This is a genomic window from Paenibacillus sp. FSL H3-0286, from assembly GCF_045040705.1.
GTDB lineage: Bacteria > Bacillota > Bacilli > Paenibacillales > Paenibacillaceae > Paenibacillus_AQ > Paenibacillus_AQ odorifer.
The window spans coordinates 2,997,571-3,012,343 of sequence record NZ_CP150285.1 but is presented as its reverse complement, the minus strand read 5'-3'; the positions used below and the strand labels follow the sequence as shown (position 1 = coordinate 3,012,343).

Annotated in this window: 11 protein-coding genes; 3 read left to right on the top strand and 8 right to left on the bottom strand. The window is 45.0% G+C overall.

What is annotated here, in order from left to right; translation table 11 throughout:
- Positions 1–156 precede the first annotated feature (156 nt).
- From MHB37_RS13475 to MHB37_RS13465, 3 genes are all read right to left on the bottom strand, one after another.
- Complete coding sequence (locus MHB37_RS13475; protein ID WP_076135466.1) at positions 157–951, bottom strand: ABC transporter ATP-binding protein; 795 nt, start codon at positions 949–951, stop codon at positions 157–159.
- Positions 944–1,867 (bottom strand): ABC transporter permease, encoded by a 924-nt coding sequence (locus MHB37_RS13470; RefSeq protein WP_036686219.1) that lies wholly within the window; start codon positions 1,865–1,867, stop codon positions 944–946. Before MHB37_RS13470 ends, MHB37_RS13475 begins: the two co-directional genes overlap by 8 nt.
- A 61-nt stretch (positions 1,868–1,928) precedes the next feature.
- Positions 1,929–2,999 (bottom strand): ABC transporter substrate-binding protein, encoded by a 1,071-nt coding sequence (locus MHB37_RS13465; protein ID WP_076125887.1) that lies wholly within the window; start codon positions 2,997–2,999, stop codon positions 1,929–1,931.
- Positions 3,000–3,323: 324 nt separating this feature from the next.
- On the opposite strand from MHB37_RS13465, the gene MHB37_RS13460 reads away from it, so the two are divergent.
- Positions 3,324–4,259 (top strand): C40 family peptidase, encoded by a 936-nt coding sequence (locus tag MHB37_RS13460; RefSeq protein WP_076189887.1) that lies wholly within the window; start codon positions 3,324–3,326, stop codon positions 4,257–4,259.
- 90 nt (positions 4,260–4,349) lie between these two features.
- On the opposite strand, the gene MHB37_RS13455 is transcribed toward MHB37_RS13460, so the two are convergent.
- Together MHB37_RS13455 and MHB37_RS13450 are read right to left on the bottom strand one after the other, a co-directional pair.
- Positions 4,350–7,046 carry a calcium-translocating P-type ATPase, SERCA-type gene (locus tag MHB37_RS13455; protein WP_218642197.1) on the bottom strand — a complete coding sequence of 899 codons (2,697 nt, stop codon included), beginning with the start codon at positions 7,044–7,046 and terminating at the stop codon, positions 4,350–4,352.
- A gap of 126 nt (positions 7,047–7,172) precedes the next feature.
- Positions 7,173–7,586 carry a DUF2500 domain-containing protein gene (locus tag MHB37_RS13450; RefSeq protein ID WP_254848946.1) on the bottom strand — a complete coding sequence of 138 codons (414 nt, stop codon included), beginning with the start codon at positions 7,584–7,586 and terminating at the stop codon, positions 7,173–7,175.
- A 184-nt stretch (positions 7,587–7,770) separates the two neighbouring features.
- On the opposite strand from MHB37_RS13450, the gene MHB37_RS13445 reads away from it, so the two are divergent.
- Both MHB37_RS13445 and MHB37_RS13440 read left to right on the top strand, forming a co-directional pair.
- Complete coding sequence (locus MHB37_RS13445; RefSeq protein ID WP_076189885.1) at positions 7,771–8,133, top strand: hypothetical protein; 363 nt, start codon at positions 7,771–7,773, stop codon at positions 8,131–8,133.
- A gap of 855 nt (positions 8,134–8,988) precedes the next feature.
- Positions 8,989–9,849, top strand: a complete 861-nt coding sequence (locus tag MHB37_RS13440; protein ID WP_076125880.1) for a YitT family protein — start codon at positions 8,989–8,991, stop codon at positions 9,847–9,849.
- Positions 9,850–11,461: 1,612 nt separating this feature from the next.
- Here MHB37_RS13440 and MHB37_RS13435 read toward each other — a convergent pair.
- From MHB37_RS13435 to MHB37_RS13425, 3 genes are all read right to left on the bottom strand, one after another.
- Entirely contained in the window at positions 11,462–11,749 is a 288-nt protein-coding gene (locus MHB37_RS13435) for a stage VI sporulation protein F (RefSeq protein WP_036686212.1), read from the bottom strand.
- A gap of 66 nt (positions 11,750–11,815) precedes the next feature.
- Positions 11,816–13,867, bottom strand: a complete 2,052-nt coding sequence (gene recG / locus MHB37_RS13430) for an ATP-dependent DNA helicase RecG (protein WP_405169494.1) — start codon at positions 13,865–13,867, stop codon at positions 11,816–11,818.
- Positions 13,868–13,876: 9 nt separating this feature from the next.
- Positions 13,877–14,740: a DegV family protein gene (locus MHB37_RS13425; RefSeq protein WP_405169493.1), complete on the bottom strand. Its 864-nt coding sequence runs from the start codon at positions 14,738–14,740 to the stop codon at positions 13,877–13,879.
- Positions 14,741–14,773: the final 33 nt, after the last annotated feature.

Sequence of the window (14,773 nt, the reverse complement as noted above, 5' to 3'; positions counted from 1 at the left end):
AATGTTCCATTTGGGTAAATTTCCGTGAACTGAAAGATAAGGATAGTATAATGGCTCGGCGAAAAAATTCCTATGTAAAAAAGGGCTCGAAATGAAATCCAGAATCAGACTTCACTTCAAGCCCTTATATTGAGCTACCTTCACAGCTACAACTGACTAGCCCAGCATCATTCGGTCATCTGCCAATTTATGTCCGCTGATTGTCTCGAATTCTCCGAGCAGCCGTTCTACAGTAAGATCTTTTTTACGTTCCTCATCGATATCCAAAATAATACGGCCCTTATCCATCATGATCAGACGATTGCCAAGACGAATGGCCTGTTCCATGTTATGAGTAACCATTAGGGTGGTTAACTTCATCTCTCGGACAATGGACTCTGTCAGTTTAGTAATCAGCTCCGCACGAGAAGGGTCAAGGGCTGCTGTATGTTCATCTAAAAGTAAAATTTGCGGTTGAGTAAAGGTCGCCATTAGCAGACTTAGCGCTTGTCTCTCTCCCCCTGACAACAACCCTACTTTTGCCCGCAGGCGATCTTCCAGCCCAATCCCCAGACGGCTTAGCTCATCGCGAAACAAAGCTCTTTTAGCTTTATTTACGCCAAAGGTTAACCCTCTGCTTTTGCCTCTTTTATAAGCCATAGCTAAATTTTCTTCAATCGTCATATGTGGAGCCGTACCCGCCATTGGGTCCTGAAAGACACGGCCGATCCAACGACTCCGTTGAAATTCCGCCAAATGGCTGATTGAATTTCCCTCAATGCTGGCTGTACCCAGATCCGGCTTCATGACACCGGAAATAATGTTCATCAACGTAGATTTACCAGCTCCATTACTTCCAATGATGGTGACAAAATCACCGGGAAGAAGCTCCAAGTCAATGCCGAGCAGCGCTATTTTCTCATCGGGTGTTCCGGGATTGAACAGCTTAGATACGTTCTCCAGTTTAAGCATCGATGGTGCCTCCTCTCTTGCTGCTTAGCGCCTGCTCAGCTAATTCAACGGAACGCCTCCGCGCCATATTCTTCTGCTTCAGGAAACGCTGAATCGACGGGAATACAAGAGCGAAAATAACGATAATTGCTGTGATCAGCTTAAGATCCGAAGCTTTCAGCCACGGTACCCGCAAGGCAAGTGCAACTACGATCCGGTAAACTATGGATCCGAGCACAACAGCCAATGTGGCCCGAAATACATTTTTAGCACCGAATATGGCTTCACCGATGATCACCGAAGCTAACCCGATTACAATCATCCCAATACCCATAGAGGAATCCGCAAAAGTAGAATACTGAGTGATTAACGCCCCCGAGAGCGCCACCATTCCATTGGATAAACTGACACCAAGAATAGTGGTATTATCCGTGTTCACACCCAGACTACGGATCATTCTTGCATTATCTCCGGTAGCCCGCAGCGCAAGTCCAAGATCTGTACGCAGGAATAAATCCATTACTATTTTCACAAAAATAACTACAAACGGCAGAACGAGCAGAGGATCAATGGAAGTGAACAAGGTAGTGTCGCCCATTAAAGACCAGTTCGGTTTGCCACCAAATATCCGCAGATTAATGGAATAGAGTGCAATCATCATCAAAATCCCGGATAACAGTCCATTAATCTTGCCTTTCGTATGTAATAGGCCCGTACACATTCCTGCCAGCATTCCACCAGCAATAGCGGCCAGGGTAGCAAGCCATGGTGCATAACCGTTAGTAATCATAACAGCGGCAATGGCACCACCAGTGGTAAAGCTCCCATCTACAGTCAAATCAGGGAAATCAAGAATACGAAAGGTAATGTATACACCTAAAGCCATAAATGCGTAAAGCAGTCCCATTTCAACGGCCCCGAGCATCGAATTTAACATAGATGACTTCCTCCTTCGAGCGGAAAGGGGCGTTCTCACGAAATCGCCCCTATATAATGGCTTATTGAATAATATTGTTAGCTTGATCGGCAACTTCTGCCTTCATTGCATCAGTCACTTCTATGCCTTGCGCTGCTGCAGATTTCAGGTTAAGAATGAGATCGAGTTTTTCTTGCATGGTTACTTTCATATCAGCTGGCTTTTTACCATTTTTCAAAATATCCACGGCCATTTGACCCACTTGATAGCCATGATCGAAATATTTAAAACCAACGGTGGCGAAAGCTCCCTTTTCAACCGTATCACGGTCACTGGAGAAGAAGGGAATTTTCTTGTCATTAGCTGTTTGAATAATGGTATCCACTGCACTTACGACTGTGTTATCCAAAGTAATGTAGAATGCATCTACACGACCCACAAGTGATTCTGCAGCTTGTTTGACTTCAGAGGTATTCGTGATGGCAGCCTTCACTAGCTCGATTCCATGTTTATCCAACTCTTTTTTAGCAATCTCAGCCATAATTACTGCATTTGGTTCACCTTCATTAATAACGATGCCCAGCTTTTTCACGTTAGGAAATTGGGTAGCTATAAATTGCATTAATCTGTTAATCGCTTCGGGATTGGTGTCCGATACCCCTGATACATTGCCACCTGGATGCTCCAGATCCGTGACAATCTTCGCGTCGAGTGGGTCAGTTACGGCTGCGAATAAAATCGGTGTATCCTTACTTGCTTTGCTGAGTGCTTGAACAATTGATTGAGCGGAAGGCGTTGCAATTGCCAATACCAAATCATTAGAGTCAGCGGCAATCTTTTGAGCAATGGACAAGTTATTCGCTTGATCAGCCTGAGCATTCTCAAGGTCAACCTTCAGGTTCTCACCTTCAACGATTCCTGCATCCTTCAAAGCAGCGAGAATTCCTTCACGTGTAGCATCAAGTGAGGGGTGCTCCACATATTGCGAGATCGCAATTTTGTACGTTTTTGAATCTGCTGCTCCTGCATTCGTAGGGGAATTACCGGAATTCGCTGCATTTCCTGCGTTTCCCGCAGTGTTATTGTTACCACAACCAGCTGCTACGAGCATGAAGCATAAGCTTAATCCCGCCAAAATGTTTCTCTTTTTCATCAAAGTACCCCATTTCATTAGTTTATTAACGCATACATCAAGGTGAGCGACTCAGCATTATCACTTTTATCGATAAAAGCATTAAAGCATAAGCTTACACGTACCTCACATTAATGATAGAAATCTATTAAACCTATATTATATGGAGGTTGTTTATCCGTCAATCACTTATCATATTTCCATAGATTTCAAATTCTGAAGAATATATGACATCAAAACAGGTAATGCTTGGTTGTCTCTTACAACGATTGCCTTCGTTTCTTTTACATAAAAAAAATCGCCCTGCACAAACTTAATTTACAGTTTGAAGATGGAGCGTGTTAAATGGCTAATAATCACAAAAGACTACTAACCACCGCTACTGTATTGCTTGCTGTCGCTTTAACGAGTTCATCCTGCGGTTATTCATCTCAATCGCAAAAACCTAAGGTTAACGCGCTAACTCCTGATGGAACAAATGCCTCCAGTTATTATGAACAATCTGCAATTACTGACGCTCAGGGAAAGTACTGGATTCCACTTAAGCCTGCGGTTACTTCGCTCGGATATCGGATGAAAGATGATGGTTCAAGTGATGGATACACTAAAATCGGTTATAGCGATGTTATGTATATGCTGCGCCCTGGCTCACCACAGGTATTCTCACTTGGGGAAAAAATCACACTGCCACAAGCCCCTAGACGACAAGAAGGGCAAATCTATATCACCCCTTTAGCCTTGTCCAAATTTCTGCAAACAGAAGTAGGCTGGAATCCCCAGTCGGGTGAGATAAACATTGCTACACCGTCCGAACGTAAGACTATCGAAAAATTATCGACGGTCGAATCCACGAGTGAATCTAAATCTTTACGCATTCAAAGTATTTCTGAAGCGGATAAAAAGGAGTTAGTCGCTTTTGCCAAAAATTTCTTAGGTGTACCCTACGACTTTGGCGCTGGATCTTATGAAGAAACCAAAAAATTTGATTGCTCTTCTTTTACAAAGCATGTTTTCAAAAAATTCGGTGTCAGCTTACCTCGTTTAGCTAAAGATCAAGATAATTTAGGTACTCGTGTAAGTCGAAGCGAACTGGATGTAGGAGATCTTATCTTTTTTACCGTTCCCGGCCGATTTGAAAGTGATGCTATACCTGGTCATGTCGGTATTTACATTGGAGACGGAAAGTTTATCCACACTTGGGGCGAACCCGGAGTTCAGATCAGTGACCTCGACTCAGGTTATTGGAGTAATGTAATCCTCCACATGCAACGTGTTTTATAAGCTTCCCATACTTTAAAAGAAATCATTCAAAAAGCCTGAATCCCTATTGAAGGGATTCAGGCTTTTTGACTACAACTCTTAACCAAATTCTTAATCCCAGCTCTTGCCCCTTCCGCTTATCCGGACAAACAGCTTTACAAGTTCTACTATGACAATAATCGCTACAGCTGCTGCACATACTATTCCCCACTGTAATCCACTTAAATGTGAGACACCAAACCAGTCGTTTAAGCCCGGGATGATGATCACAAGCACAAGCATTAGTATAGAGATCAGCGACGCCCATAACATATACCGATTGCTGAACCAACCGATCTGGAATAGCGATTTTTTATTGGATCTGACGTTAAAAGCATGGGCAATTTGCAGTAATCCTAATGTGGCAAAGGCCATTGTAACCGCAATACCTTCATTGTAATGCGTATGCGCCCATTGGTACACGAATAACGTAAGCGCCGCTTCTATAATCCCTTGATATATAATCCCAATCCCCACGCCGCCAGCAAAGATGCTACTGCTTGCTTTACGCGGCTTCTTCGCCATTACATCCTCACCGGCTTTCTCAAGCCCGAGGGCAAGTGCAGGTAAAGTATCCGTAACGAGATTAATCCACAGGATATGGATCGGCTCTAGAATACGCCAACCAATCATAGTGGCAATAAATAATGTCAGCACTTCCCCAAGGTTAGCGGAGAGAAGGAACTGGATTGCTTTGCGGATATTGCTGTAAACTTTCCGTCCTTCTTCAACGGCAACAACTATAGTCGTAAAGTTATCGTCGGCAAGCACCATATCTGATACACCCTTGGCAACATCCGTTCCGGTTATCCCCATACCCACACCGATGTCGGATGATTTAAGTGCAGGAGCATCATTTACACCATCTCCGGTCATCGCCACAATTTTTCCTTTTTGCCGCCAAGCCTTAACGATACGCACCTTGTGTTCAGGAGAGACGCGTGCATAAACCGAATAATCGGTAACCTTCTCCGCAAATTCCTCTTCGCTGAATTTATCCAGCTCACTGCCCGTTAATACACCTGATTCATCTTCAATAATCCCTAATCTTTTGGCAATAGCCGCTGCTGTATCACGATGATCCCCTGTAATCATTACAGGTCTTATTCCCGCTTTACGGCAGATGGCTACCGCATCCCGTACTTCCTCACGCGGCGGGTCTATCATACCAACCAAACCAATAAATACTAACTCTTTCTCCGTGGTATCTGGTGAGAGATCGGTCGGCAGCTGCTCCTCATCTCGGAAAGCAAACGCCAACACTCGAAGTGCGTCATTTGCGAGCATTTTATTACTCTCCATGATATTCCGCTTATGTTCGTCTTGTAGAGGTACAATTTCTCCAACCACATAAATATGGCTGCATTTGGACAAAAGTACATCTGGTGCACCCTTTGTCAGCACACGATATCGACCATCTTCTACCTCATGAATCGTTGTCATCAGCTTGCGATCAGAGTCAAAAGGCAGCTCATTTTTACGTGGATATTTCTTTTCAAGCTCCCTTTTGTCAGTACCTATACTAAGCGCATAATCGACTAACGCGGTCTCTGTCGGGTCGCCGATGATTGCTTTTCCGCTCTTGGTTTGGGGATCCTTGTTTCCAGCTTTTGCTTCAGTTTCACTAGGAGTCTTTCCTTCGTCAATGCTGGAGTCATTACAAAGCGTCATAGCTTGAAGCAATAACTCACCACCAGGAATCCCTTCAAGTCCTGCACTGGAATCAGTGGTCTTTCCGTTGACATGTACTTTTTCGACAGTCATTTTATTTAATGTTAAAGTACCTGTCTTATCGGAGCATATAATCTCTGTACTTCCGAGTGTCTCCACGGCAGGAAGCTTGCGAATGATCGCTTTTCGTCCCGCCATTCGCTGCACACCAAGCGCGAGAATGATCGTAACAATTGCTGGCAGCCCTTCCGGGATAGCCGCTACCGCAAGTGAGATCGAGGTGAGTAGCATATCCATTAGCTCTCTTCCCTCGAAGATCCCAACGGCAAAGATAATCACGCAAACGCCAAGAATAATAAAGGTGAAATATTTCCCTAGTTCATCCAGCTTTTTTTGCAGCGGTGTTACATCATTATCTTCCTCCGAGATATAACCGGCAATTCTACCGACCTCCGTCTGCATTCCTGTTGTTGTAACGACACCAACCGCCCGGCCATAAGTAACACTGCTGCTCATATAAGCCATATTGGTGCGGTCACCGATTACAATGTCGCTGCCTTCAAGCACACCGGCCCGCTTTTCTGATGGCAATGATTCTCCTGTAAGCGCGGCTTCCTCCGTCTTTAACGATGCGGCTTCCAAAAGTCTTATATCCGCCGGAACTACATTTCCGGCTTCCAGTAATACGATATCCCCGGGTACGAGGTCTTCACTTTTTATCTCAGTAACCTGACCGGAACGTCTTACTCTGGCATGCGGAGAGGACATGCTTTTAAGCGCATCGAGTGCCTGCTCCGCCTTATTTTCCTGAATAACTCCAAGCACCGCGTTCAGAATGACTACAAGCAAAATAATAATCGTATCCGTCCATTCCCCCAAAACTCCTGACAATACAGCTGCTACTAGCAAAATAAAGATCATTACATTTTTAAATTGTTCGATAAACTTTTCTAATAGCGATTTAGCCTTCGCTTCTTGCAGTACATTCTTCCCATATCGCTCCAGAAGTTTAGCCGCTTCATCGGAAGATAAACCCTCTTTCCGAGTTTCCAGCCTATTCAGCACTTCTTCCTCGCCCAGTGTATGGAAGGGTACCAGCCCTTGCGATTGTGAATTATTTGAATTCAAGACCATAGCCTCCTTCCAGAATTGAGATCTGGTAAAACCTCTCATATGAGTTTTACCCAAAACAGGCATGGTGATTCTTAAATGGTATGTACTTTTTTAGAAATTTAGATGTTCTTTCTTCAAATCGCGATTGAAGCTTTTAAACCTAGTCCCTTGATATAGGAGTTCACCTCGGTCCCCTTCTACAATCAGGCCAAAATCCTGATCTCTTACCTGCAACTCTAAACGAGAGCCATCGGCAAACTCAAACGTAACGTAATAACTAGTATTTGCTCTCGATTCACCGGATCCACCCCATACCTCGGTTCGTTTGGTGACCGCTGTGCAGTTTGCTTTTATCAAAGGACTTGCGTTATTGGACATCCAGATTCTCACTGATTTAACAATTATAAAAACGAAAAGGCCAAGAAAAAGCAAAGCAAATAATTTAAAAAACAGTGGCATCTCATGAATGAAACTTCCGAAAAAGCTGCGCTCATCAAAACCGTTAAAATCCTGCCATTCGCTCAAATTTATCCCTCCTGACTGAAACTAGATAATAAAAGTTATCTATGCTGCGAAATACGTCATTTTTCCCGTTCGGTTTCATGTTTTCATCATCTATATATGAATTTTTTTCACAAAACAATTTGGATTCAAAGGAAAAGGTATGGTATGCTTTTTATACTACATACAGTTGGGAGGTGTTATTTCGGTGCAATATATAGCGCGTTTATCACTACATTGGTTTCTTCGTATCGTCCTAATTCTGGGAATGATGTTTTCTTTTCCACCTGCCTGGTCTGGAGGAATATTCACTACGGAGCAAGAATCAACGACATCCGAAATTGAACGCTACGAGCGAAAGTTTACACCTCCCGTAAGGATTGCACCTCAAATAACCCCTCAGGTAGGAGCCATCAAAATAACTGAACAGTGGGGAGCGAAGTCCCTTGCGGTAATTGCAATACTCCCTGTACTTTCTTTACTGTTCCGTCCAGTGATTTATAAATTCCTGCTTCGACTGCGGCTGTACCTGTTAAAATTCACGTCTCATTTTCTAATTTCACTCCACTAACGAAGTTCACCTCTGCCCTAAATGAATGTCGGCTGAAGGGAATTTAGAACTTCAATTGATAAAAATCTTAGGTTCATGAATTATAGAGATGCGGATTTCCCGGTGGCTATACATGCTCGCATTGCTCATCATCCACTGGAAGAAAGCAAGTATCTTGGCTGAACCATGTTCTGGATATCCGTTCCGGAGCGCTTTTACATTAGTAATATTCGCAGCACTATTCTTGATTGCTGGATTCTCCGAGAGTACTCGTCTAGCAGACAGAAGTTATTGGCGCACTACTAGTGGACTTGTCCTCGCTGAAACCGAACATGTTAGACGAATTGAAAAGCTCGTGATCCTATTTCGTTATTTCTTAGGTGCCATCTTCTTCTTCAGCTTGAGACTAAGTTACATCCACCCACCTTAGGCGGTGAGGCGCTCTGGTACTCCCTTGCAGCAGTTATCGTTATACTGATTGGCGCAACTTCGTTGCAGGCTTACTGGCCGGACGTAGCGTTGGTCACAGCCTTCATGCTTCATCTATCATTGGATGCCTATAGTCTCACGGGATAAACTTTAAATTGTTTTAGCCAATTTGGGTAAAGCAGGCGGAGTGCTGGCTAGTCTTCACTATTTGCAGCCATTTGCAGCCGTTCGCAACCATTTGCAACTATTTGCAGACATTCCCAGCCATTTACGTGCTGATCCATGTTATCCTTGGACATCGTCTGACGAAGGAATCTAAATAGATTTGTAAAATAACGGATAAAGTATTCAACTTTGAGAAACGACATGATGCACGAATATTCAAAAAATCTGCCATAGCCACTGAAAATAAGTAAGGTCGTTTCCCCTGTTGAAGGAGGAAAAACTATGCAGAACAAAATAAATCAACGTCAACAGCTACAAAGAAGCTCTACCTTCCGAGTTCTCACAGTCATTGCCGGCGCATTGCTTGCTGCTGTAGGATTGGAATTATTTTTAATGCCACATGGCCTTGTTGTCGGCGGGATTACAGGTTTATCCGCATTATTCGCTCATACTACTGAAATGCAGCTTGGATTGTTTCTATTTCTATTCAACCTGCCCTTTATATTTATGTCGCGAAAACAAGTAAATCTCCGCTTTGCTCTTTACACTGTTTTGGGATTAACCTGCCTAACCATCGCGTCTCTTGCGCTGCATCGTTTTCCTGCTGTGATTAGCGATCCTTTACCTGCCGCAATGGCAGGAGGCATCTGTCTTGGAGTAGGTATTGGAATATCTGTGAGATTCGGCGGTGTAAATAAACAAGCCAGTGACCAGGGGTATTCTCTGCTGAGCGGCGGACCTCCAAAATCAACGGAAGTCGTTATTATGATCCTGAACTGTGCAATTCTGCTTTTTGCAGGAACATTGTTCGGTTGGGAGCAAGCAATGTATTCTATTATTGCCTACCTGCTGGCTTTCGAAGGTGTTCGTATCTCACTACGGGGATTATCCCACTCCCGCACTGCTTGGATTACCAGCAGCCGATGTTTGGACATTCAGCAAGCAATCGCAAGCTCCCTAAACCGAGAAGCTGCGATTGCTGAAGGTTCAGGGCAAGATGGAGAGGTTAGCACGTTGTTTTGTCTGACGAACAGAATGGAAGAAGAGCATCTTCGGGCACTCGTTCTACAGTGTGATTCAGAGAGCCAAATTGTGTTCAGATCAGCCACTAAAGATCATAGACAAACACGCTTACACGAATAAAAAAAGGGAGCGCCCTTAAGCCATGAAAATGGCTGGAACGCTCCCTTCTTTTTGAATTTAGCCTTTGATCGCAACCAATTTTTCTGAGCGAGACCTAATTTCTTGAGCGAAGACTCCTTTTTTTTGTTTGAGACCCAAAACTTCTTGATCGAGGCCTCAAACTTCGCTTAATCTAACATGTTTGCGCGATTGAGGCAGCTATCGGACTTAGGAGACCTTATACGCGAAATAATCCTGAATTTTGGATGCTATCGGACCCATAGCTCCTATTGGCACAAAAAACGCCAACTATGAGCTTATTTCTTATGAATAACTGCACTGGGGTCCGAAACCTTGCTCCAAAGGCGATATATTTGTGAATAACGTCATTGGAGTCCGAATGCCACAGCGGATGATCATGATTCGGCGGTAGCGACTTGCGGATGATCATGATTCGGCGGTAGCGACTTGCGGATGAACAAGATTCGGTAGTACCCTACAGCAGATGAACTTGATTCGGTAGCATCAGACGATGGATAAATATAATTCAGCGGTACCCCACGGCAGATGAATGGAATTCGGTGGCATCGGGCACAGGAGACCTTATACGCGAAATTACCCTGAATTTTGGATGCTATCGGACCCCATAGCTCCTATTGGCACAAAAAACGCCAACTATGAGCTTATTTCTTATGAATAACTGCACTGGGGTCCGAAACCTTGCTCCAAAGGCGATATATTTGTGAATAACGTCATTGGAGTCCGAAAGCCACAGCGGATGATCATGATTCGACGGGATCGACTTGCGGATGAACAAGATTCGGTGGTACCCGACAGCAGATGAAGTTGATACGGTAGCATCAGACTATATATGAACATGAATCGGTAGCATCAGACGATGGATAAACATAATTCAGCGGTACCCCACGGCAGATGAATGGAATTCGGTGGCATCGGACACAGCGGACCTTATACGCGGAATTATCCTGAATTTTGAATGCTATCGGACCGCATAGCTCCAATTGGCACAAAAAACACCAACTACGAGTCTATTTCTTATGAATAACTGCACTGGAGTCCGAAACCTTGCTCCAAAGGCGATATATTTGTAAATAACGTCATTGGAGTCCGAATACCTCAGCGGATGAACATAATTCGGCGGGATCGACTTGCGGATGAACATGATTCGGGGTCAGCGGACGGTGGATGAACTTGATTCGGCGGGATCGGACAGTGGATGAACATGATTCGGCGACATCTTACGGCGGGTGAATGTGATTCGGGGTATCGGACGGCGGATGACTATGATTCGGTGGTATTAGACGTAGGATGGATATAATTCGGCGGGATCGGATAGCGGATGATCATGATTCGGCGGGATCGGACGATAGATGAACATGATTCGGTGGCATCAAACGATGGATGAACATCATTCAGCGGTACCGGACGACGAATGACTATGATTCGGAGGCAACGGTTGTCCGGAATAGAGACATATTGCAGCTTGCCGTAACTACGGCCAAAAAAGCAAAGCAGCGATCCTCCAGTAATAGGAGGATCGCTGCTTGCAGACTGTCACATACGATGAAAAAAACATCTATGGACAACCCCTACTTTTCATTTAATACGCTACTTAACGGAACATTCCCCACAAGCGGATCAAATGAAAGGTGTTGTTCGGATCGATTTTCTGCGCGATGATAAACTTCACAATTTGTTCTTCCTGTGTCGAGGTCAATTTCTCGTTCAATACACCTGACGCTTTTCGTACCAATCTGCGAACAACCGCAGGATCCTGCAGCTCCTGTTTCGAGATGCCCTCAATCATACTTTTGATACGATCCTTCACAGTCGAGTTTTTCATCTTCAGCTTGATGCGATCCACCAACTGAGGGCTAATTCCGAATTGTTGATAACCCAAGTGTAGCACCTCCCGTCATATCCAATCTTTCACAGTATATGAGCCTTCGGTGCTACATGTGCCTAGTTAGTCAATTAATTCTCCTTGGAAGATCTGTTCACTCTGTAAATAATGCCGAAGAGATGCATATTCAGGTGATGTCCAAAAGGCTTCATCCTTAAGCAGCTCTGCAACATCATCCCGCGCCTGCTCGAGAATTTCAAAGTCAGCCGTCATATCTGCCAGCCGAAACTCCGGTAATCCACTCTGCTTTGTCCCAAAAAAGTCTCCCGGACCACGCAGCTCCAAATCCCTTCTGGAAATCTCAAATCCGTCATCCGTATCGGTCATGGCAGTCATTCGCTCACGTCCGATTTCAGATTTTGGATCAGCTACCAACACACAAAAAGAGGCATGCTGCCCTCTTCCTACCCGTCCACGCAGCTGGTGCAGCTGTGACAGGCCAAAACGATCCGCATCCATAATGATCATCAATGTAGCATTAGGAACGTCTACACCCACCTCCACCACCGTAGTGGACACAAGCAGCTGCAGCTCATTGTTATAAAACGCCCGCATCACTTCATCTTTTTCAGCGGGAGTCATTTTACCATGTAAAAGCCCAACTTTATAGCTAGGGAAAGCTTGGCTCATCTGAATATGCAAATCAATAGCATTCTGCACATCCAGCTTCTCGGACTCTTCAATAAGCGGACAGATCAGATAAGCTTGACGACCGAGATCAATTTCACGCTTAATCAGATTCAGCACACGATCCATGAGATCATGCTTTACCCAGTAGCTAGTTATTGGCACCCGGCCTTTCGGCCTCTCAGATAAAGTGGATACATCCATATCTCCAAAAACAGAGATAGCAAGCGTACGAGGAATAGGCGTCGCCGTCATCGTCAGTACATCTGGATTATATCCTTTACGCCGCAATACACCACGCTGATTCACACCAAAACGATGCTGCTCGTCAGTTACTACAAGACCCAGATCACGGAAAAATACATCCTCCTGAATCAAAGCATGTGTTCCTACCACGATATCAAGCATCCCCATTTGCAACGAGGCCAATAATTCTTTACGTTTTCGGCCAGTCACACTGCCCGTAAGGAGTCCTACAGTAATCCCAAACGGCTCAAACATTCTGGTAAGTGAACGCATATGCTGCTCTGCCAAAATCTCTGTAGGCACCATAAGTGCACCCTGAAAACCAGATCTTACCGTAGCAAAAAGCGCCACTGCCGCAAGCACTGTTTTACCTGAGCCAACATCTCCTTGCAGCAGACGATTCATGCAATATGGTGAACGCAGATCATGTAAAATCTCCAGCTCTACACGTTTCTGCGCATCTGTAAGCTCAAAGGGCAGACTGCGTACGAACTGGCGTACCGTCGCGTTATCCACTGTGTGGACTACCCCATCCATCCGCCCGCGGTTCAGAACCCTGAACGCTTGCATCTTCAACTGGAACAGGAATAGTTCCTCATACACCATCCTACGGCGCCCCTGCTGCCCTTCACGAGTGTCCTCAGGCCTATGAATAGTGGCAATGGCCCGTTTACGCGGCATGAAGTCATATTCCCTCATAATAGAATGCGGTAAAATTTCTGGAATCAGATCCCCATACTGCTGAAGTCCCTGATTAATAACCTTCCTGATCCATGACTGCGTGATCTTACCACCTACTGAATAGACCGGCTGCAGTGTTCCCGTCTTCCCTTCACCACGATCCGGAAATTCATAATCAGTCACTGTAATCTGATTGCGCTTCTGATCCCATTTTCCGGTCAGCACAATTTCCCGTCCCACAGTGAGTTGCTCTCTTACGTAATGGCGGTTAAACCAGGTTGCTGTGAACATCCAGGGCTCTGCAACCAGCTTACAGCTGAGACGTGACTTGCCGCCAAAGCGCTGCAGCACAGGGATACCGATCACTTTTGCCTCAACGGTCACTTTATCCCCGTGTTTAGTCTCGCTAAGCGAGCGGGGCCGATAATCCTCGTAGCGGAACGGATAATACTCTAATAAATCCTTTACTGTAAAGACGCCAAAGGCGTGAAGCTCGCTTTGCTTTTGAGCACTCACGCCAGTTATGTTTTTTACTTCAATTTGATTTAATGCCAGTGTCATATTTATCCCTCATTTTGCAGGCCAAATGAACACAGCTAATGTACCGTTACCGACATGGCTGCCCACGACAGGGCCGACGTTCGTCAGCACTTTTTCTTCCAAGGTGAAGTGTCCTGCAAGCTCATTCAGGAACTCCTCGCCGGAAGCCGGTTCAGCCGTATGACCCACGGCCACATTGATTTTGTTTACACCCTGCAGATCCCGCTTGAACAGTTCAATCATACGGGCGACAGCCTTCTTACGGCCTCTAACTTTCTCCACCGCATAAATAATTCCTTCTGCATCAATGGACAGGATCGGCTTAATATTCAGAAGTGTCCCCAGAATAGCGGAGGCTTTCCCAATTCTCCCGCCTTTTTGTAAATATTCAAGTGTATCTACTAAGAAGTAAAGCTTACGCGATTGACGTAGGCTTTCTACAGCCTCAAGTATCTCTTGAGGTCCTTTGCCCTCAGCAGACATTCTGGCAGCTTCCACTACCATAAATCCAAAACCATAAGAAGCGGAGAGAGAATCCACAACAGTGATTCCTTCTCCCTCTTCCTCCAGCATCGATTTAGCCAGCAATGCAGATTGATAAGTCCCGCTCAGTCCAGAAGAAATATGAAAGGAAAGGATAGAACAGCCCGGGTTACGCTCCAGAATACTGCGGTACACATTCATATATTCAACCGGTGAGGGTTGAGAAGTAGTCGGCAGCTGTGAGGTACGGGGAAGACGCTCATAGAACTGCTCCGGAGTCATATCCAGATTGTCCCTAAAAGCCTCTTCGCCGAACATTAAGGTCAACGGTACTACCTCAATTCCGTACGTTTCCGCCATTGTTGGCGGGATATCTGAAGTGCTGTCGGTGACGATAATGGTACGATTCATGGATTTTCTCCCCCAAGCTATAATTTTGCCAAC

What these genes read in the sequence shown, in the direction of transcription:
- MHB37_RS13425 (WP_405169493.1), bottom strand. Translation starts at nt 14,740, where the DNA reads ATGAATCGTACCATTATCGTCACCGACAGCACTTCAGATATCCCGCCA.
- MHB37_RS13470 (WP_036686219.1), bottom strand. Translation starts at nt 1,867, where the DNA reads ATGTTAAATTCGATGCTCGGGGCCGTTGAAATGGGACTGCTTTACGCA.
- MHB37_RS13460 (WP_076189887.1), top strand. Translation starts at nt 3,324, where the DNA reads ATGGCTAATAATCACAAAAGACTACTAACCACCGCTACTGTATTGCTT.
- recG (WP_405169494.1), bottom strand. Translation starts at nt 13,867, where the DNA reads ATGACACTGGCATTAAATCAAATTGAAGTAAAAAACATAACTGGCGTG.
- MHB37_RS13465 (WP_076125887.1), bottom strand. Translation starts at nt 2,999, where the DNA reads ATGAAAAAGAGAAACATTTTGGCGGGATTAAGCTTATGCTTCATGCTC.
- MHB37_RS13440 (WP_076125880.1), top strand. Translation starts at nt 8,989, where the DNA reads ATGCAGAACAAAATAAATCAACGTCAACAGCTACAAAGAAGCTCTACC.
- MHB37_RS13475 (WP_076135466.1), bottom strand. Translation starts at nt 951, where the DNA reads ATGCTTAAACTGGAGAACGTATCTAAGCTGTTCAATCCCGGAACACCC.